Below are 18,531 nucleotides of genomic sequence, written 5' to 3'. Positions count from 1 at the left end.
CTTCTAGCTTCGTCGGCAGCGTCAGATGTGTATAAGAGACAGAGTTAACAGATATCTGAAGAAGAGGGATTAATCATTTATTAGGTCAGAGAGTTGTTTGAAGAAATAATTGGTCTATAGATGATTGCAAATTCAGTATTGACTTTTATCATTGGGAGGGTTGATAGCTGTGTGATTAGCATATGAGATACCTATCAACCATCAATACAATTTAAATAAGAGGAGAGGAATGCTTTATGAAAAAACGCAGTAAAATTACATGTGCCAGTCTAGCACTTTTAATAGGTGGAAGTTCCCTGTTATACATAACATCAAACTCAATTGTAAAAGCAGAATCTACGCAAAATGTATCTAGTTCGTTACAAACAAGTACTCAAAGCGATCGTACTTCCGTTAAGAACGCAATACGGGATGCACTACAACTTGGATACCCGGGAATACTCGCTAACATTTCTAAGGGTGGTAAAACTTGGAGTTATGCCGCTGGGATAGCGGATGTGAGAACCAAGAAACCAATGAAAGCAGATTTTCGCTTTCGTATTGGCAGTGTGACGAAAACGTTCATTGCAACAGTTCTACTTCAATTATCTGGAGAGAATCGTTTGAATTTAGACGACTCCATTGAAAAATGGTTGCCTGGTGTCATTCAAGGAAACGGATATGATGGTAACCAGATTACGATCCGGCAAATATTGAATCATACAAGTGGTATTGCTGACTATATGAATTCAAAAGACTTCGATATTATGGATACAAAAAAATCGTATACGGCTGAAGAATTTGTAAAGATGGGGATTTCACTTCCCCCAGAATTTGCCCCAGGAAAGGGTTGGTCTTATTCAAACACAGGATACGTATTACTGGGGATCCTTATTGAAAAAGTAACTGGCAACAGCTATGCGGAAGAGATTGAAAATCGGATTATTGAACCGCTTGATTTGTCAAATACATTTCTACCTGGTAATTCAAGCGTAATTCCAGGCACGAAGCATGCCCGTGGCTATATCCAACTAGACGGAGCAAGTGAGCTAAAAGACGTTACGTATATTAACCCAGGTAGCTCGGATGGGGATATGATTTCTACTGCTGACGATTTAAATAAATTCTTCTCATACTTACTCAGTGGTAAATTGCTGAAGGAACAGCAGCTAAATCAAATGCTTACTACAGTTCCTACAGATAGAGAAGGAACGGGATATGGTCTTGGAATCGTTGAATTTAAGCTTCCGAATGGTGTCTCGGTATGGGGACATAGAGGTAGCGTTCTAGGGTTTTCCACTTTTGTTGGTGGAACACTTGGAGGCAAACATACATTGGCCGTCAATTTGAACAGCTTTAACTTTAGTAATCCTGATCCTTTTAAAAGTATTTTACTTGCTGAATTTAGGAAGTAGGCAAAAAGGCGAAATGGATAAGTTTTGTCATAGGTTTATAGTTTAAAATATATCATTTTGGTGCAAAAAACAACTTGCTCTAAAAAATTTAATACTCGTAATTAAGTATAAAAGAACGCTATCGTTTTAAGAAAATATTTCAGGAGGGTTTTATGAAAAAGAAAATGATTACTGCATTTGGTGTTTCTGCTATAATACTGACTAATTTTGTAGGAAGTACTTATGCAGACTCGAAAACAGGAGTTTCTGTTACAGCTCCCTACAATAAAAATCAAATAGCGGAATGGTTAGAAATGCACGCGAAGCCTTTAAGAACAACGAATCCAAATTCACCTTTTAATGATTTAAAACCACTTAAGAATATGGTAGGTTCAGCTTCAATTGTAGGTTTAGGTGAAGCTACGCATGGGGCTCATGAAGTTTTTACGATGAAAAACCGTATTGTGAATTATTTAGTATCTGAAAAGGGCTTTACCAACCTAGTTTTAGAAGAGGGGTGGGACAGAGCTTTAGAACTTGATCGATATGTTCTTACTGGTGAGGGAAATCCAAGCCAACATCTATCACCTGTATTTAAGACGAAAGAAATGTTAGATTTACTTGATTGGATTCGGCAATATAATGCTAATCCAAAACATAAATCTAAAGTGCGTATCATCGGGATGGACATTCAATCAGTAAACGAGAATGTTTATAATAATATAATAGAATATATTAAAAGAACCAATTCAAAACTTGTGCCGAGGATAGAAGAGAAGATAAAAGGTCTTATTCCTGTAACAAAGGATATGAATACTTTTGAAAGTCTTACGAAAGAAGAAAAAGAAAAGTATATTTCAGATGCTAAACAAATTAGTGCTTTATTAGAGGGAAATAAAAGTTATTTAAATGGGAAATCTAAAGAGTTCGCATGGATAAAACAAAATGCTCGTATTATTGAACAGTTTACTACAATGTTAACGTCACCTCCTGATAAACCATCTGATTTATATTTGAAACATGATATCGCAATGTATGAAAATGCGAAGTGGACTGAAGAACATTTAGGAAAAACTATTGTATGGGGGCATAATGGCCACGTTTCGAAAACAAATATGCTTCCTTTTGTATACCCTAAAGTAGCTGGGCAGTATTTAGCAGAGTATTATGGAAAACGGTACGTATCTATTGGAACATCAGTTTATGAAGGACAATACAATGTCAAGAATAGCGATGGTGAATTTGGCCCATATGGAATATTAAAATCGGATGATCCAAACAGTTATAACTACATCTTTGGACAAGTTAAAAAAGATCAATTTTTTATTGATTTACGTAAGGCAAATGGCGTGACAAAAACTTGGTTGAACGAACAACATCCAATTTTCGCTGGAGTAACTACCGAAGGGCCTGATATACCAAAAACAGTTGATATATCATTAGGTAAAGCGTTTGATATACTTGTTCAAATTCAAAAAGTGAGTCCATCTCAACTACATCAATAAATTTAGAATAATGTGCCTTAATGAAGTGTTGTGTTGATGGTAGTGGACATTTCTTGAAAATGGTTCATAACGGAATTGAGTACGGAATGATGCAGGCAATCGCTGAGGGATTTGAAGTGCTAGATAAAAGTGATTTTGATTTCAATTATGAAGATGTTGCAAAAGTATGGGCGAACGGATCAGTTATCCGCGGCTGGTTAATGGACTTAACTGAAAAAGCATTTGCAGAAGATCCAAAACTGGATGGTATTAAAGGTGTAATGAACTCTTCAGGAGAAGAAAAATGGACTGTTGAAACTGCGCTTGAGTTACAAGCAGCGGCACCAGTAATCGCAATGTCATTATTTATGCGCTATCGTTCTCAAGAAGATGATACATTCCACGGAAAAGTAGTTTCAGCGCTACGTAATCAGTTCGGTGGACATGAAGTTGTAAAAAAATAAGTAATGCTTTTGAAAAGAAACTTGTGCATAAGCGCAAGTTTCTTTTTTTTATATAGTGTAAGAAACTCCTATTTTAAAAATACTAATCAACCATCGTTTTTTTACAAATGACAGCTTCAACGTTCATTGATTGAACAATGTATTCTATATGTTCATTTTGTACGGATTGTATCAAATATAAAGCGAAGCATGAAATATGTCCCAACATAAAAGTAAGAATAAATAAAATGAAGTTTTCATAAATAGTAAAAGGGTGCTTATGTCATCAGTATAGCTAAGAAATGTTGTTACATACGAGGAGAGCGTGTTAATAAAATATGAGGTGGTTAAATGGGAAATGAGCAAGTGAAGTCTGTAAAGGAAGAAAAAAAGTTATGTCTTTGTATGATCGTCAAAAATGAGTCTAGAATTATGGAAAGATGTTTAAATGCAACGAAATCAATTGTAGATTTTGTTTCTATTTGTGATACTGGATCGACGGATAATACGCCTGAAATTATTGAAAATTGGTGTAAGGAAAATGAGATACCTGGGACGGTTCATCATGAGCCGTTTAAAAACTTTGGTTATAACAGAAGTTTAGCTGTTTCATTAGCGCAAAAAACATATCCAGAAGCAGATTATTTATTAATATTAGATGCGGATATGATTTTAGAGGTTGATCCGAATTTCGATAAAACGAGCTTAACGGAAGATCATTATCTTACATTGCAATATGATGTTCATATTAAATATTGGCTTACACGTCTTTTGAAAGCTTCTTTACCATGGAAATCTGTCGGCGTTACTCATGAGTATTGGGATATAGATCGCTCAAAAGTTGGAGCGAATTACAATACGAGGGTAGATCGGTTAGAGACTCTTGTCGTGAATGATCCCGGAGATGGCGGGAGTAAAGCTGATAAATTTGAAAGAGATGAGAGGTTGTTGTTACAAGGAATAAACGACCCAGAAACAACGCCAGATTTGCATATAAGATATTTATTTTATTTAGCTCAGACTTATTTTCATTTAAGTCAATTTGAAGATTCGATTAAATGGTATAAAAAACGAGTGGAAGCAGGGGGTTGGGTTGAAGAGGTATTCTATTCGTTATTGCGAATAGGATTTTGTTATGAGCAGTTAGCAAATCGTTCAGCAAATAAACAAAATGAAGTGACAGATGCTGATGAAAAAGAAAATGTTAAAGGGCAAGAAGAGAAATATTTAGCATTAGCTGTTTTTTATTTTCAAAAAGCGTGGGAATATAGACCAACTCGGGCTGAACCATTATACCAACTTGCAAGGTTGTATCGATTACGATCTCAAAACAATATTGCTTTGATGTATGCTCTGCAAGGGAAGGAAATTCCTTTTCCAAAGGATGATCTTCTATTTGTAGATTATCATGTGTATGATTACTTATTTGACTATGAAATTTCTATTAGTGCTTTCTATATACCTCATAAAAAACATTTAGGGGCGGTGTCGCAAAAGTATTTGGAATCGATAAAAGAAGAGATTCCATTTCATATAGCAACTGTGGTAGAAAATAATGCGAAATTTTATTAAATACATTTCCGGTTAAAGGAGTAGTGGAATAATCATGGAATTAATACGATGGGCGATTGAACTTGGGGAATCGGTGCATGGAAATACGTATGAAGAATTGATGCCACTACTAGACTATTATTATGATCGTGATCATTTAAAAGCGTATTGTATCGCAAATCTTCTTTTAAACATGGATGTATTAGATGAAGATCGGGAAAGAATCGAATTAAGAAGATGCATCGCTGCTTATTATGCTGGATTATATAAAGTGGCAAGAAAACATGCAAATGAGTTGGTACTTAAACATCCGGATGTAGATTTATATAAAAATAATTTAAAATTAATGGAAGTTTATTTGAATAAAGAATATGATTATTGTCTTTTTATATGCCCGAAGACGTACGGTAGTTTCATAGATGTTGCGCGAGCTTTGAAATGGAGGTTGGAGCAGGAGGGAAATACAGTAATTATATCAGAAACAATACTGGGAAATGTAAAGAATACAGTTGTTTTTGGAGCGCATACATACGCTTATAACCCGAATCTCCTTCCGCAAGATGCAATTATTTATAATTTAGAACAGCTATACGAAGGAAGTCCATATGCGCACCCCCTTTATTTAATATTATTAAAAGATAGAGTGATTTGGGATTATAGTAAACAAAATATAGAATGGCTAAAACAAAAAGGGGTAGGAAAAGACATAAAACATGTAAAAATGAACTATGCTCCAACTTTGGAAATAAAAAAAGATGCATTTGAAGATGACATTACTGAAGATATTGATATTCTGTTTATAGGTGCTCTTAATCCGAGGCGGCAAGCTATTTTTGATCATCTAAAAGCGATTGCCCCAAATTTAAATATAGTTTTTAAAAATAATGCGTGGGGAATTGTTAGAAATGAATTGATTGCTAGAGCTAAAATTATATTAAATATTCATTTTTACTTATCAGGAATTCTTGAAACACCTCGCGTGTCTTATGCAGTCGCAAATAAGAAATTTATTATTTCTGAAAATAGTAATCCAGAAGATGAGGTAGAGTGGCCGGGAATTGTATTTACTCCGTACGAAAAAATAATTGAAAACGTAATGAAATATATAGAATTACCAGAAGAACGAAAAGAATTAGCGGAAAAAGCATATTACCATTTTGAAGCAAATAAAAGCATAGGTACAATAAGTCAGAATGGTGAAACAAAGTAATAGCGCGAAACTCATACGAAAGTATGAGTTCTTTTTTCGTGTATCATACTATTTGATTAAGGAAGTTCCCTCTTTATATTGTGTTTTGTATAGAAATTTCTGATAATATATAAGTAGAATTTGAAAACAAAGGGGAGAATTGTTTATGAAACTAGTCGTTATTAACGGTACACCAAGAAAATTAGGTAGAACTCGCGTTGTGGCAAAATATATTGCAGATCAATTTGAAGGGGAGTTATACGATTTAGCAATAGAGGAATTGCCTTTATATAATGGCGAAGAATCGCAACGTAATTTAGAGGCAGTAAAAAAATTAAAAGCGTTAGTGAAAGCAGCAGACGGTGTAGTACTATGTACACCAGAATATCATAATGCGATGAGCGGAGCGCTGAAAAACTCGTTAGATTACTTAAGTAGTAGTGAGTTTATCCATAAACCTGTCGCATTACTAGCTGTTGCGGGGGGCGGTAAAGGAGGAATTAACGCATTAAATAGTATGCGAACTGTTGCTAGAGGTGTTTACGCAAATGCAATCCCAAAACAAGTAGTACTTGATGGACTTCACGTACAAGATGGTGAACTTGGAGAAGATGCAAAACCATTAATTCATGATGTAGTTAAAGAATTAAAAGCATATATGAGCGTATATAAAGAGGTGAAAAAACAACTAGGAGTGGAGTGATATGTCCTCGCTTTATCATGATTCTCGCTTGTATTACATTCTAGGAGCCAATAGTTTATCAGCTATTGGTTCCGGGATTGTTATGATTACGATCCCATGGTTGTTAATTAAAGAAGGTGGGGGAGAGACAACGTTTGGTTATGTTTCGATCGTTGCAACCCTCATTATGTTTTTATTCACACCATTCATTGGGCAAAGCATTGATCGTTTTTCAAGAAAATCTTTATTGTTATGTAACGAAGGTATAGGGATAGCCGTTATAGGAATGATGACTATATGGGGATTTGCCGGGCAATCTTATCATTCTATTCATTACATTATTATTTATATAGCAGGGTCATTCTATTATCTATTATTCTATCCTACAATTTTTGCATTTAACCAAGAAATATTTCAAGCAGAACATTATAAAAGTTTAAGTGGAACGATGGAGATACAAGGACAGTTAACACAAGTTATTTCAGGAGCAGCTGCGAGTTTTTTAATTGAAATTGTTTCTTTGAAATGGATCTTGTTAGTAGATATGTTAACTTTTGCAGGAGCATTTTTTCTTTTCTTATGTATACCGTACGTAAAGAAAAAAGAAGTGAAACGGAAAGTACCGTTTAAGAAGCAATTGTTCGAAGGAATTCACTTTATGAAAAAGTGTCCTAAGCTTTTTTGGTTTTTACTTGCCACTTATATGCCGTTTATCGGTGTTATGATGGCAAATTATTTAATACCAGTTTATATTTCAGATATACTTAAAGCCAATGCTTCTGTATACGCAGTAGAAGGTATGATGTACGGTGTCGGAGCGGTTATTGCGGGAATCAGTATTCCACTCATAATGAAGTATGTCAAAACAGAAGTTTCAATCGTTTTGACGATGATCATTTATGTAATTTCAATTACCATAATGATCATTGAACCGTCCGTAATGCTGTTATATGGACTAGCGATTTTTCATGCGATTGGAAACGCTGGAACAAGAGTGGCGAGAAATGTATTGATGATGGAGGAAATCCCAAACGAAGTAATGGGACGAGTGGACAGCTTATTTCGCTTAATTGGTACAGGAATACGAATAGTATTATTAATGGTGTTTACAGCAGGTGTATCTAAAGTTGGGGTAATGCTCCCATTTTACCTATTAAGCTGTATATTGATCCTATCATTAGGAATCGCTCTTTACTATGTGATATCACAACGTAAAATCAGAGCGGATGTTCCGAATAAATCACTCGTTTAAAAATTACTTCTGCCTCCCTTTCTTTTTCTATATAATAAAAAGAAAGGGAGTGTTAACTTATTTATGAACAAATGGATATTACTTATAATCTTATTACTACCGCCACTATACATTATTTATATGACGTTTCGAATGAATAAAGTTGCTCGTGAGAAATTGAGTAATCACTCTCCATACGTTCTTATATTAGGTGCAAAGTTATTTGGAGATAGACCGTCTTTATCACTTCAAAACCGTTTGGATGTAGCGTTGGAATATTTATATTCTCACCCTGAGGTGAAAGTAATTGTTTCAGGTGGTCAAGGAGAAGATGAAGATATACCGGAAGCTCACAGTATGAGAAACTATTTAATGGTACACGGTATAGATGAGAGTCGTATTTTAATGGAAGACCGTTCGACAAATACGTATGAAAATTTGAAGTTTAGTATGGATTTATTTGATGTAAAACATGCGGTAGTTGTCAGTAATACGTATCATTTATATCGAACAAAAATAATTGCGAGGCGTTTAGGAATAAAGATGGAGGCATTAGCTGCAGAAACGCCAATGCGTTCTAAGAGAAAAATGTATGTGCGTGAATATGCTGCTATTATGAAAACAATATTGTTCGACCGTTAGAGCTCAAATGTGAGCTCTTTTTTATATAGAAATAATGCGTATCATTTGAAATGAATTCCATATTCCATCAAAATAAAGGAAACAACAATAAAGGAGTTGTATTTGTGATTCAATTTAATCATGTGTCAAAAGCGTATGAAGATGGCACAAAAGCAGTGGATTCATTGTATTTAGAAATTAAAAAAGGAGAATTTTTTGTTCTCATTGGTCCGAGTGGTTGCGGGAAAACAACGACAATGAAGATGATTAATCGTTTGATTGAAACGACAGAAGGTTCAATTTTAATCGATGGAAAAGATATTCAACAATATAATATAAATGAATTACGTTGGAATATAGGATACGTGTTGCAGCAAATTGCTTTATTTCCACATATGACAATCGCTGAAAATATTGCAGTTGTTCCTGAAATGAGAAAATGGAGCAAAAAAGAAATAAAAGCACGTGTCGATGATTTGCTACAGATGGTTGGGCTCGATCCAGATGTGTATCGTGATCGTATGCCTGATGAATTGTCAGGAGGGCAAAAACAACGTGTCGGTGTCGTACGGGCATTAGCCGCAAATCCGAAAATTGTTCTTATGGACGAACCATTTAGTGCGTTAGATCCGTTAAGCAGGGAGCAACTTCAGAAGGATATCGTACAACTGCAAAAAAAGATTCAAAAAACGATCGTGTTTGTAACGCACGATATGCAAGAGGCATTATCACTTGGTGATCGCATTTGTGTAATGAGAGCAGGAAAAGTTGTTCAATTAGATACACCTGAAGGTATTATACATAATCCGAAAAATGAGTTTGTTGAGGAGTTCATTGGAAATCGTGGACGACAATGGTATGAGGGAATAATTATAGAAGATGTAATGCCACTAGACGATCATACACGAGTAGAAGGGGCTGCTTTATCTTTACATGCTCCTTTACAAGAAGCACTAGTCCGTTTACAAACTGAAGAATCAGTGCCGGTTGAAAAAGATGGTCAATATGTTGGTATGTTAACAAGTCGTCATATTGTCAATTATATTGTTGAACAAATGAAGGAAAGAGGCTAAACAGTGACTGATTTTATTCAAACGTTCCAAGAAAGAAAAATAGAATTGCTAAGTGCATTAAGTGAGCATTTACAAATATCGCTTATTTCACTATTTTTTGCAGTAATTATTGCAGTGCCACTTGGCATTATATTAACGAGAAAAGAACGAATGGCTGAATTTATAATAGGGACTTCTGCTGTTATGCAGACAGTGCCCTCACTTGCTTTACTTGGACTATTAATTCCGTTAGTAGGAATTGGAAAACTGCCAGCTATAATCGCATTAGTTGTGTATGCACTATTACCTATTTTACGAAATACATATACAGGAATACGGGAATTAGATGAATCACTTATAGAAGCGGCGAGAGCTATGGGGATGAATAGCTGGAAAAGGTTATGGAAGGTAGAGCTTCCGCTCGCGTTGCCAATTATTATGGCTGGTATTCGTACAGCGATGGTATTAATTGTTGGAACGGCTACATTAGCTGCTTTAATAGGTGCTGGTGGGCTCGGTAAGCTCATACTACTCGGGATCGATCGAAATGACCATGCGCTTATCATTTTAGGGGCCGTACCAGCTGCGTTACTCGCTTTATTCTTTGATATAGTACTGCGCATACTTGAGAGTCCAAAACGCTCTTCTAAGCGCGTTATATTGACGATATGTATAGTTGTAGTTATGATTGCTACTCCATTTCTATGGAATACACAAAAGAAAGATATAGTTATTGCTGGAAAACTTGGATCGGAGCCAGAAATTTTAATTCAACTGTACAAACAACTTATTGAACAGGATACAGATTTACAAGTAGAATTAAAGCCGGGTCTTGGGAAAACAGCATTTGTATTTGAAGCGTTAAAATCAGGTGAAGTAGATATATACCCAGAATTTTCAGGAACAGCCTTATCTACTTTCGTGAAAGAAGAACCGAAAAGTACAAATCGTGAGGAAGTATATGAACAAGCTCGCGTTGGAATGGAAAAAAAATATAATATGGTTATGTTAAATCCAATGGAGTATAACAATACATATGCACTAGCGATGCCGAAAAAAATAGCAGATCAAAAGAATATAAATACAATTTCTGATTTAGGAAATATTGCACAGGAAGCTAAAGTAGGATTTACATTAGAATTTGCAGATCGTGAAGATGGTTATAAAGGAATGCAAAAGTTATATAACTATAAGTTTTTAAATGTTAAAACGATGGAACCGAAACTGCGCTATAGTGCAATTCAATCTGGTGATGTGAACGTAATCGATGCATATTCAACGGATAGTGAATTGGAGCAATACGGACTTAAAGTGCTAAAAGATGATAAAGGATTATTCCCACCTTATCAAGGTGCGCCGTTATTAAGAAAAGAGACATTACAAAAATATCCTGAACTTGAAAAAGTATTAAATAAATTAGCTGGAAAGATTACAGATGAAGAAATGCGAAAAATGAATTATGAAGTAAATGTGAATGGTAAAAGTAGTGAAGAAGTAGCGAAACAATTTTTACAAAAAGAGAATTTACTTCGTTAATTTTACAAGAAATATACAATTTTATATGTTTAAAATGACCGCTCATTACAAAATGAGCGGTTTTTTTGTGCATACTTATACATTTTTTCAAAAAAGTATTCCATTTTTCTTCATTTTCTTTTAGAATAAGTAATGTTTTCCTGAAAAAATATAAGAGAAACGTCTATTAGAGAAAAAGGTGACTTTAATAGTTGAACGAACATAACACCTAGAATGACAGATGGGGTGGTACAAATAGAAAAGAAGTTAGGATTTTTTCCGTTAATCGCATTAGTAGTTGGAACGATGGTTGGTGGCGGTGTTTTTAGTTTACCGCATGATTTAGCAGTAGGAGCAAATAGTGGTGCAACGATAATTGGTTGGTGTATTACAGCAATGGGAATGATTCCACTTGCGCTCGTATATCAAACGTTAGCAAGACAAAAACCGGAGCTTGAGGGCGGAATTTATAGTTATGCACGAGCTGGATTCGGTGAATATATTGGTTTTAACAGTGCTTGGGGATACTGGCTGGCAGGGATTTTAGGAAATGTTGCAACAATTATGCTACTGTTTAGTACATTAGGTTACTTCTTCCCAATTTTTAAAGGTGGAAATAATGTTGCGTCAATCGTAGGTGCATCACTTTTACTATGGACACTTCATTTTCTAATTTTATTTGGAATTCGTGAAGCTTCCATTATGAATGTTATTGCAACAGTAGGGAAATTAGTTCCGATCTTATTATTTATTGTCGTAATGGTAACAGCGTTTCGCTGGGATACATTTACACATGATTTTTGGGGAGAAGGAACAATCTCACTTTCCGCTATTCTTGGTCAAGTGAAAAATACAATGCTTGTAACGCTATGGGTGTTCATTGGGGTTGAAGGAGCAGTTGTATTATCAGGAAGAGCAAAAAATAGTAGGGACGTTGGAAAAGCGACAGTACTTGGATTAATTTTAGTTATGTCTATTTATATTTTAATTTCTGTTCTGTCAATGGGAGTAATGACGCGAGGAGAACTTTCCGTTTTAGAAACTCCTTCAATGGGACATGTATTAGAACATGTTGTTGGGCCATGGGGTGCAATGGCAATTAATATTGGATTAGTTGCGTCACTTGTAGGTACATTAATTGGCTGGTTTTTACTTGTTTCGGAAATTTCTCACGTAGCAGGAAAAGATGGCGTGTTTCCGAAGGTCTTTACGAAAACAAATAAAAAGCAAACGCCACACATGGCATTATGGATTTCAAATATCGTTGCTCAAATTATATTTATAATTGTTCTGTTTTCAGAATCGACATATCAAATTATGTATTTTATTGCGTCAACATCAATATTATTACCATATTTATTATCAGCGCTATACCAATTCAAATTAGTAATTACAAATGAACTAAAAGATGCAAAAGTAAAAAATGGCTCGTTAGCTTTAATTGCCTCTATTTATTCTGTATGGCTTATTTATGCAGCGGGTTTAAAGAATTTATTACTCGTTTCAATCGTATATGGAATTGGGATTATCGTTTACATGTTTGCACGAAAAGAAAAAGGGAATCGTTGTTTTGTAGGTATAGAGAGATATGTGATGTGGGCAATTGTTGTCGCAGCTATCACATCACTTTATCTGTTGATAACTGGAACGATAAAAATGTAAAAGTCCTTTTCATTTAAAGGGCTTTTTTCTTTGTGTAGAGAATATTTAATACATAAGATATTCAGGAGGGATGAAAATGGAAGAAAAAGAACAGTTGTCTAGAATAATTGATTTAGCTAGTGAGTTAAGGAAAGTATTAGTACAAGAATCTTTTTTTAATCATCATCCTGAACTAAGGGGAGTAATTGAAAATTTAGCGAGTTCTGTTGAGAATTTAGCGGAGTTGCAGCAAAATAAAGATGAAAACGCTGAGGATCGATTACGATATGTACTGGCTAAAATGAAAATTGCTCACAATGCTATTTTACAAGAGAAAAAAGCATTTCCATCTCATTAATATACGTTTTAATTTTGAACCTGGCGGATAACGTCAGGTTTTTTATTTCTAGTTTTTTTTTTCTTTCATACACTAAGAATAGTATGAAAAAAGAAGGTGATTAAGATGAAATTACATAAAGCTCTTCAGCCAAGTTTTATAAAACGAATGTACTATATGAGGTTTATCGGGAAATTTACAAAAGCGGAGAGAGAGAAGAATGGAGAGAATTTTTTTGTACAATGTCTATCGCCAATACCATCTAATTTACAAGAGCAATTTACAAATGAACATTATATATTTGAAGGGTTATGTAGCAATAAAAAGAATGAAAAGATTTTTTCAGAATTAAAGAAGAAGAAATTAGAAAAGCAATTGGTTATGTTTCGTCTTTATTATGAAAGAGGAAATGTATACGTGGAGTTAATATGTACAGAAGAACCTAGAGAAATAGCAACTGGCTATAAAATGATTCCAGCACCTAAAGTTGCAGATAATAAAAAAAGAGAGTCTTTAGAACGAAAGCTTTGTAATGGTTATTTATCATTTCTTATGCCGAAATATCCAAAAGACTTTGAGTCTCCTGAATTACTGTGGCATGATGGAAGGTTATATGGAAATATATTGTTAAAGTCATCAATTAGTTCAATCGCGTATTTTGAACAAAATCGAGAATGTAAATATATAGACTTAAGTGACTGGATGAAGCATGTAGAAATTGCGGTAGAAGAGCAATTGTATTTCGTAAGTGATCAAGTGTATGAGCAATTAAAAAAACGAATAACGGAAGAAGGGAAGCTAGTTGAAGTAGAGGATATAAAAGTACACAAGGAAGTATGGGAATGGGATGAGCGTGAATCATCCTTTTTACAGTATGTACAAAGTACGGTGCGTAATAAAGGGATGTATTTGGACGAAACAGATATTTATAATTTTCATATAAGTGTAAAAACAAATATGTTAACGATTCTTGGTGGTATACCGGGAGTTGGAAAATCACGCTTTGTGCAAGCTTATGCAGAGGCACTTGGATTACAGTATGGAGAAGAATTGGTTTGGATTCCGATTTCTCCATCGTATCAAGAACCACATGATTTACTTGGATATCTTCACCCAAATGGTACTTTTATTGAAAGTGAAACAAAGTTAGTTAGAGCGTTAATGAAGGCAAAAGAAAATCAAAATCAATTGTATATAATCGTTTTTGATGAAATGAACATGTCACATATTGAGCATTGGTTTACTCCATTTCTATCTGTTCTTCAACTTGAAAAGGAAAATCGTATTTTGAATTTGTATGAGGGTGCGCAGAAATTAGAAAACCAAATTCCATCAACAATTGAAATTGGAGAAAATATTATCTTTGTAGGTACTGTGAATTTTGATGAAACAACGAAAGAACTCTCTGATCGATTATTAGACCGAACCAATTTAATTACGTTACAAAAAATTCCGTTTTGTGAGATGTGCATGGTACAAGAGAAAGGTGTATTACAACCACCTCTGAAAGTAACAGCGGGAGAATTTCGGATAAATTGGATCAGAAAGAAATCTATGATTGAAGTGTTTTCTGAAGAAGAGTTAGAGCTATTAGATAAGTTGCATGTTGTATTGTCATCACATGATGCGTCAAAGGGAATTTCTTTTCGATGTGCAAATGCAATTGCTATGTATTTGCAAAATATACCATTTCAAAATAATCATTCTTATATGATTAGCAGAGAAGAAGGTTTTGATTTACAAATAAAGCAACGTGTACTGACGAAATTAAGAGGTACTGAAATGATGGTTGGGTCATTACTTTCTGAAGAAGTAAAAAGGGGAGCGACTTTAGTACCTCTTTTGCAATCGCCACTTGCAAACAGAGTCTCTACATTTGAACACTCTTTAGCATATATAAGAGAAAAACGTAGAGAACTGGAGTTGTATGGATATGCGAAATGAAGAGCGGTATGAAACAGAAATTGTTGATACGAATGAAACGCTCCCTTTTGTATTAAAGTTAATCATAGGAACAGAGGCAAAAGGGGAGTATATTTTATTAAATCGTCTTTGCACATCTACTACAGCATTAGTTCAATGTATTTACAAAGTACAAGAATTAAAACCGATAAGATTGCATTACCATTACGAAAGTCCAATGAATATTACTTTCATATGGAATAAAGTGTATGAGGGCCAGAAAAATATAAAAGAGTCACAATACGAAATAAATGAAAAAAAACAAAAGGTACTAATTTATGAACATGGAAAAACGGAATTCTTTTATCCATGGCGATGTGGTTTATATCATTTTGAAGTTCGTATAGAAGACACAACGTATTATGGTGCTTTTCAAATCGTTCCAAAAAATTTTTTTGATGACCAATTTGAAATGATTCAAAACTATGTAAAGTCAATTTTAAATGAGTTGATTTTAGATAGAGGTTATTATAAAAAGACTTTCTCTGCCCTTAGTGATATTGAGGATTCTTCTTATTTAGTGTTACTTAGAAAGTTGCCGCAAAAAATGAAAAAGATAAAACAAGTTTTTAAAAAGATTGAATCAAGTTCAAAATTTATACATGAATATAAATGGGAAGTGAAGGAACGGAAGGCAACGAGAAAAGGAACAATAATGGCGGAAAGAAAGTCCTATACGAAATATTATAATCGTAAGTTTATTGAACAAAAAAATAGTAGAGAAAATGCATTTCTTAAATTTAAAGCGATGCAATTTTATCATTATTTACTTGAAGCCGAAAGTTTTTTACGTCAAACAATTGAAATATTAGAAAGAGAAAAAAAGAAAAAATTAGAAGAGTTTCAAGCTGTAAAAACGATTATGCAAACAATTGAGCGTAATGGATCTGTGACTGATAGAGAGAAGCAAAAATATAAAAATATACATTTACTAAAAGAAGCCGATTTACGTAAAAGCTCTGTGAAAATACAAGAATATAAAATATTAGCTCATATTGTACGTGAAAGTGTACAATACTTTAAAACTTTAATATATTCCCCCTTTTGGAGAGAAGTTTCTGAAACGGGTAATATGAACTCATACGATTTACCAATTCCACATCAACAATTACTACAGCATTTAAACTTACTTCCACAATATACAGATCAATCTCCATCTTTATTATTTGTATATAAACCAACGTTTTTAGTGTATGAATATTACGCTTTTTTTATCGTTATTTCTATGCTAGAGCAAATTGGTTTTAAAGCTAGAAATCCCATTCGTGAACAAATACAAGAGCATTTTTATGTAGATGGGTTACAAGATGGGACGACAGTAGTTTTACATCAAGATGATATGAAGGTCCATGTTGCATTTAATGACTTAATTGAAACACACCCCCTTATTGCATTAAGTAAAGGGAGTAACTTTTATAATGGCGAGGATACAAAAAAACCAGATATTCGCTTAGACTGTTATGTAAAGGAAGAAGGGAAATACGTATATAAATCTTCTATTATTATTGAAGTGAAGTATAGCCCAATGTACAATATTTTTCAGCACGTTGGAAATACGAAAGCGACTGAGCAAATGTATAAATACTGGTCTATAAAGTATGTAGAAGAACAGAATGGAAAGCGTGTTTTTCATCGACGGGCAATTTATGAAGTTATTTGTGTATATCCAGGAAGTCATATGCATAGTAAAAAAATTGAATCTGGGTGCGGTGTCTTTTTGCAATTATATCCATATAAGACGAAACAAGGAGAAGAGAAATTAGCAGGAAAACATGGGATGGTACAAATCTTTGAGAAGTGGTTAAAAAATAATAAGAAGTAAAAGAAATCCTTTTTCATAAAGGATTTTTTTAGATTAAGAAGAATTATATGCTGTATGGAAGTAGGTAGGATGTAATTTAAAAAGTGATACACATAGGTTATTAGAATAACTGTACATGTGAGGTAAGAGACGACGAAGTTGGAATTTAATTCATTTTGCAGAATATAATAAGTCATAAATATTTTTAGTTGCATACGAAGATTTGTTCTTATATGATAGATAGTGAAAGCGTTATCAAAACAGAGCGACGATGGGAAAGGTGGGGAAATATGTTCCAGCGTGTTCAAACAAAGGAAGAACATTTTTGGTTCGAGCAACTATGGGGAGATTTTTGTGAAGAAAGAAACTTAATGTTCGTAGAACGTAATTTAAATCCAACACGATTTTTATTAATAGAAGATGAGCATCATATAGGTACAGTGGAGTGTATTAAGTATACGGTACCCGAACAATCAAATTCTGAGTTTTTCTATCCGTTTTCTAAAAATGATTTAGTGAAAGATTTAAAAAATGTGTATGAAATAGGCAAGCTAAGTATTGCGAAAACGTCTCGTGGGAGAGGGCATTTCAAAAGGCTAACAGCTATTTTATTTGTGCATGCGTTAGAAACGAAAGCGGAATGGTATATTGCAGCAGTTACAAAAAGAATGTATATGTATCTACTAACACTCGGTTTTCCTATAGAGCCGATAGACAATCCATTTCAGTTTCATGATACTTTACAAGGTGTACCAGTGCGAATTCATGCTCGAAAAGGAGTTACGCATTTGTATTCTTTAAAAGAATTTCGCGATGTGATTCAAGGGAATGCTCATGCACAGGCATTAATCGCGGAATACAGTAAGAATATTATGTTAACAAAATAATTAGAAGTGAATATATATAATATAGAGAATGATATATTAATATGGCAGTATCCTTCATGAAAAAATGACCCTTATTGTTTTAATAAGGGTCTAAAAATCATAATCCAAATATACTAAAAATCATTTTGCGGCGCTTCGGTTTCTTTTCTCTTTCATATGTTGGTTTTGAATCAGGAGTAATATATATGGGCTCTTCTTTTTTGAGGGAAGCTTCTAGCTTTTGGATTCGTTCTAACATTTCCTCCATTTCACGACGGTGTTGCAAAAGTTGGTACGTAACGACATCATTTGCCTTATCTTGCATTTGCTCCTCCATTCGATCTAGCCTTCTTGTAATTGTGTGTAATTGATTAGCTAATTGTTCAAAATCATTTGATGATGTGTTTTGAACAATTGTGTTTACTTGAGTTTTTAATTCTTCAACATCATTTGATGATGTTTTTTGAGTAGGTTGGGAGTTTTGCGAATGCTCAATTTGAGAACGATGGTATTCTAACATTTGATCTACATCATCTTGTTTGAAAATAAAGTGACCATATTTATTTTTTTCTATCGTAAGATTTAATTGTTGTGCAATCCGGACAACAGCCTTGGGGCTAACACCTAACTTTTTCGCGATAAATGGTGTTTTATATTCCAAAATAATCCCTCCTATATATATCCTGTTGAATGATTTCGATTTATGAAGTAAGTTCCCTTCCGGTATGACAAAAGAAGTGTGGAATCGGCAAAGAAAGTGTTTTTTCACGAAATTAAGTTGTG

The 18,531-nt window shown here is 34.1% G+C and carries 15 protein-coding genes and 2 pseudogenes; 15 read left to right on the top strand and 2 right to left on the bottom strand.

The genetic code is table 11. From position 1 onward, the window contains the following. The first annotated feature begins 236 nt into the window (after positions 1-236). From JDS92_RS15040 to JDS92_RS15030, 3 genes and pseudogenes are all read left to right on the top strand, one after another. The gene (locus JDS92_RS15040; RefSeq protein ID WP_000747390.1) at positions 237-1,394 is read left to right on the top strand and encodes a serine hydrolase domain-containing protein; all 1,158 of its coding nucleotides are present in this window, start codon (positions 237-239) and stop codon (positions 1,392-1,394) included. A 152-nt stretch (positions 1,395-1,546) separates the two neighbouring features. Further along, positions 1,547-2,878, top strand: coding sequence for an erythromycin esterase family protein (locus JDS92_RS15035; RefSeq protein WP_000728396.1), 1,332 nt, complete (start codon positions 1,547-1,549; stop codon positions 2,876-2,878). Between the two features lie 38 nt (positions 2,879-2,916). Then, positions 2,917-3,321 (top strand): annotated as a pseudogene (locus tag JDS92_RS15030) (hypothetical protein); the annotation flags it as partial. Between the two features lie 82 nt (positions 3,322-3,403). Here the strand turns inward: JDS92_RS15030 and JDS92_RS15025 are convergent. Continuing rightward, positions 3,404-3,481 (bottom strand): annotated as a pseudogene (locus tag JDS92_RS15025) (DUF2711 domain-containing protein); the annotation flags it as partial. Positions 3,482-3,651: 170 nt separating this feature from the next. Between JDS92_RS15025 and JDS92_RS15020 the strand changes: the two are divergent. The 12 genes from JDS92_RS15020 to JDS92_RS14965 all read left to right on the top strand — a co-directional run bounded on the left by JDS92_RS15020 (position 3,652) and on the right by JDS92_RS14965 (position 17,769). Next, complete coding sequence (locus JDS92_RS15020) at positions 3,652-4,872, top strand: tetratricopeptide repeat-containing glycosyltransferase (protein ID WP_199632098.1); 1,221 nt, start codon at positions 3,652-3,654, stop codon at positions 4,870-4,872. A gap of 34 nt (positions 4,873-4,906) precedes the next feature. Next, entirely contained in the window at positions 4,907-6,061 is a 1,155-nt protein-coding gene (locus JDS92_RS15015) for a CgeB family protein (protein WP_097956798.1), read from the top strand. Between the two features lie 145 nt (positions 6,062-6,206). Then, positions 6,207-6,743, top strand: coding sequence for an NADPH-dependent FMN reductase (locus JDS92_RS15010; protein WP_199632097.1), 537 nt, complete (start codon positions 6,207-6,209; stop codon positions 6,741-6,743). Position 6,744: 1 nt separating this feature from the next. Beyond that, positions 6,745-7,974 carry an MFS transporter gene (locus JDS92_RS15005; protein WP_097872742.1) on the top strand — a complete coding sequence of 410 codons (1,230 nt, stop codon included), beginning with the start codon at positions 6,745-6,747 and terminating at the stop codon, positions 7,972-7,974. Positions 7,975-8,037: 63 nt separating this feature from the next. Next, positions 8,038-8,595, top strand: coding sequence for a YdcF family protein (locus JDS92_RS15000; RefSeq protein WP_001045784.1), 558 nt, complete (start codon positions 8,038-8,040; stop codon positions 8,593-8,595). Between the two features lie 104 nt (positions 8,596-8,699). Continuing rightward, on the top strand, positions 8,700-9,647 hold the full coding sequence (locus tag JDS92_RS14995) for an ABC transporter ATP-binding protein (protein ID WP_199632096.1): 948 nt from the start codon (positions 8,700-8,702) through the stop codon (positions 9,645-9,647). A gap of 3 nt (positions 9,648-9,650) precedes the next feature. After that, entirely contained in the window at positions 9,651-11,162 is a 1,512-nt protein-coding gene (locus JDS92_RS14990) for an ABC transporter permease/substrate-binding protein (RefSeq protein WP_199632095.1), read from the top strand. Positions 11,163-11,375: 213 nt separating this feature from the next. After that, positions 11,376-12,803: a basic amino acid/polyamine antiporter gene (locus tag JDS92_RS14985; protein ID WP_087971277.1), complete on the top strand. Its 1,428-nt coding sequence runs from the start codon at positions 11,376-11,378 to the stop codon at positions 12,801-12,803. Between the two features lie 76 nt (positions 12,804-12,879). Continuing rightward, entirely contained in the window at positions 12,880-13,140 is a 261-nt protein-coding gene (locus JDS92_RS14980; RefSeq protein ID WP_000391448.1) for a hypothetical protein, read from the top strand. A 105-nt stretch (positions 13,141-13,245) separates the two neighbouring features. After that, on the top strand, positions 13,246-15,063 hold the full coding sequence (locus tag JDS92_RS14975) for an AAA family ATPase (RefSeq protein ID WP_000766165.1): 1,818 nt from the start codon (positions 13,246-13,248) through the stop codon (positions 15,061-15,063). Further along, positions 15,053-16,903 (top strand): hypothetical protein, encoded by a 1,851-nt coding sequence (locus JDS92_RS14970; RefSeq protein ID WP_001243344.1) that lies wholly within the window; start codon positions 15,053-15,055, stop codon positions 16,901-16,903. Before JDS92_RS14975 ends, JDS92_RS14970 begins: the two co-directional genes overlap by 11 nt. A gap of 269 nt (positions 16,904-17,172) precedes the next feature. After that, complete coding sequence (locus JDS92_RS14965; RefSeq protein WP_000487809.1) at positions 17,173-17,769, top strand: hypothetical protein; 597 nt, start codon at positions 17,173-17,175, stop codon at positions 17,767-17,769. 97 nt (positions 17,770-17,866) lie between these two features. Here JDS92_RS14965 and racA read toward each other — a convergent pair whose 3' ends face one another. Continuing rightward, on the bottom strand, positions 17,867-18,409 hold the full coding sequence (racA, locus tag JDS92_RS14960) for a chromosome-anchoring protein RacA (protein ID WP_097956792.1): 543 nt from the start codon (positions 18,407-18,409) through the stop codon (positions 17,867-17,869). Between the last annotated feature and the right edge of the window lie 122 nt (positions 18,410-18,531).

This window comes from Bacillus cereus group sp. N12, from assembly GCF_016483575.1.
Classification (GTDB): Bacteria; Bacillota; Bacilli; order Bacillales; family Bacillaceae_G; genus Bacillus_A; species Bacillus_A toyonensis.
This window is presented reverse-complemented; position numbering and strand designations above follow the sequence as displayed.

Excerpts from the sequence above, each read along its gene's own strand:
- JDS92_RS14965 (WP_000487809.1), top strand. The coding sequence starts at position 17,173 with ATGTTCCAGCGTGTTCAAACAAAGGAAGAACATTTTTGGTTCGAGCAA.
- JDS92_RS15020 (WP_199632098.1), top strand. The coding sequence starts at position 3,652 with ATGGGAAATGAGCAAGTGAAGTCTGTAAAGGAAGAAAAAAAGTTATGT.
- JDS92_RS14975 (WP_000766165.1), top strand. The coding sequence starts at position 13,246 with ATGAAATTACATAAAGCTCTTCAGCCAAGTTTTATAAAACGAATGTAC.
- JDS92_RS14980 (WP_000391448.1), top strand. The coding sequence starts at position 12,880 with ATGGAAGAAAAAGAACAGTTGTCTAGAATAATTGATTTAGCTAGTGAG.
- JDS92_RS15015 (WP_097956798.1), top strand. The coding sequence starts at position 4,907 with ATGGAATTAATACGATGGGCGATTGAACTTGGGGAATCGGTGCATGGA.
- JDS92_RS15010 (WP_199632097.1), top strand. The coding sequence starts at position 6,207 with ATGAAACTAGTCGTTATTAACGGTACACCAAGAAAATTAGGTAGAACT.
- JDS92_RS14970 (WP_001243344.1), top strand. The coding sequence starts at position 15,053 with ATGCGAAATGAAGAGCGGTATGAAACAGAAATTGTTGATACGAATGAA.
- JDS92_RS14985 (WP_087971277.1), top strand. The coding sequence starts at position 11,376 with ATGACAGATGGGGTGGTACAAATAGAAAAGAAGTTAGGATTTTTTCCG.
- JDS92_RS15005 (WP_097872742.1), top strand. The coding sequence starts at position 6,745 with ATGTCCTCGCTTTATCATGATTCTCGCTTGTATTACATTCTAGGAGCC.
- JDS92_RS15040 (WP_000747390.1), top strand. The coding sequence starts at position 237 with ATGAAAAAACGCAGTAAAATTACATGTGCCAGTCTAGCACTTTTAATA.
- JDS92_RS15035 (WP_000728396.1), top strand. The coding sequence starts at position 1,547 with ATGAAAAAGAAAATGATTACTGCATTTGGTGTTTCTGCTATAATACTG.
- JDS92_RS15000 (WP_001045784.1), top strand. The coding sequence starts at position 8,038 with ATGAACAAATGGATATTACTTATAATCTTATTACTACCGCCACTATAC.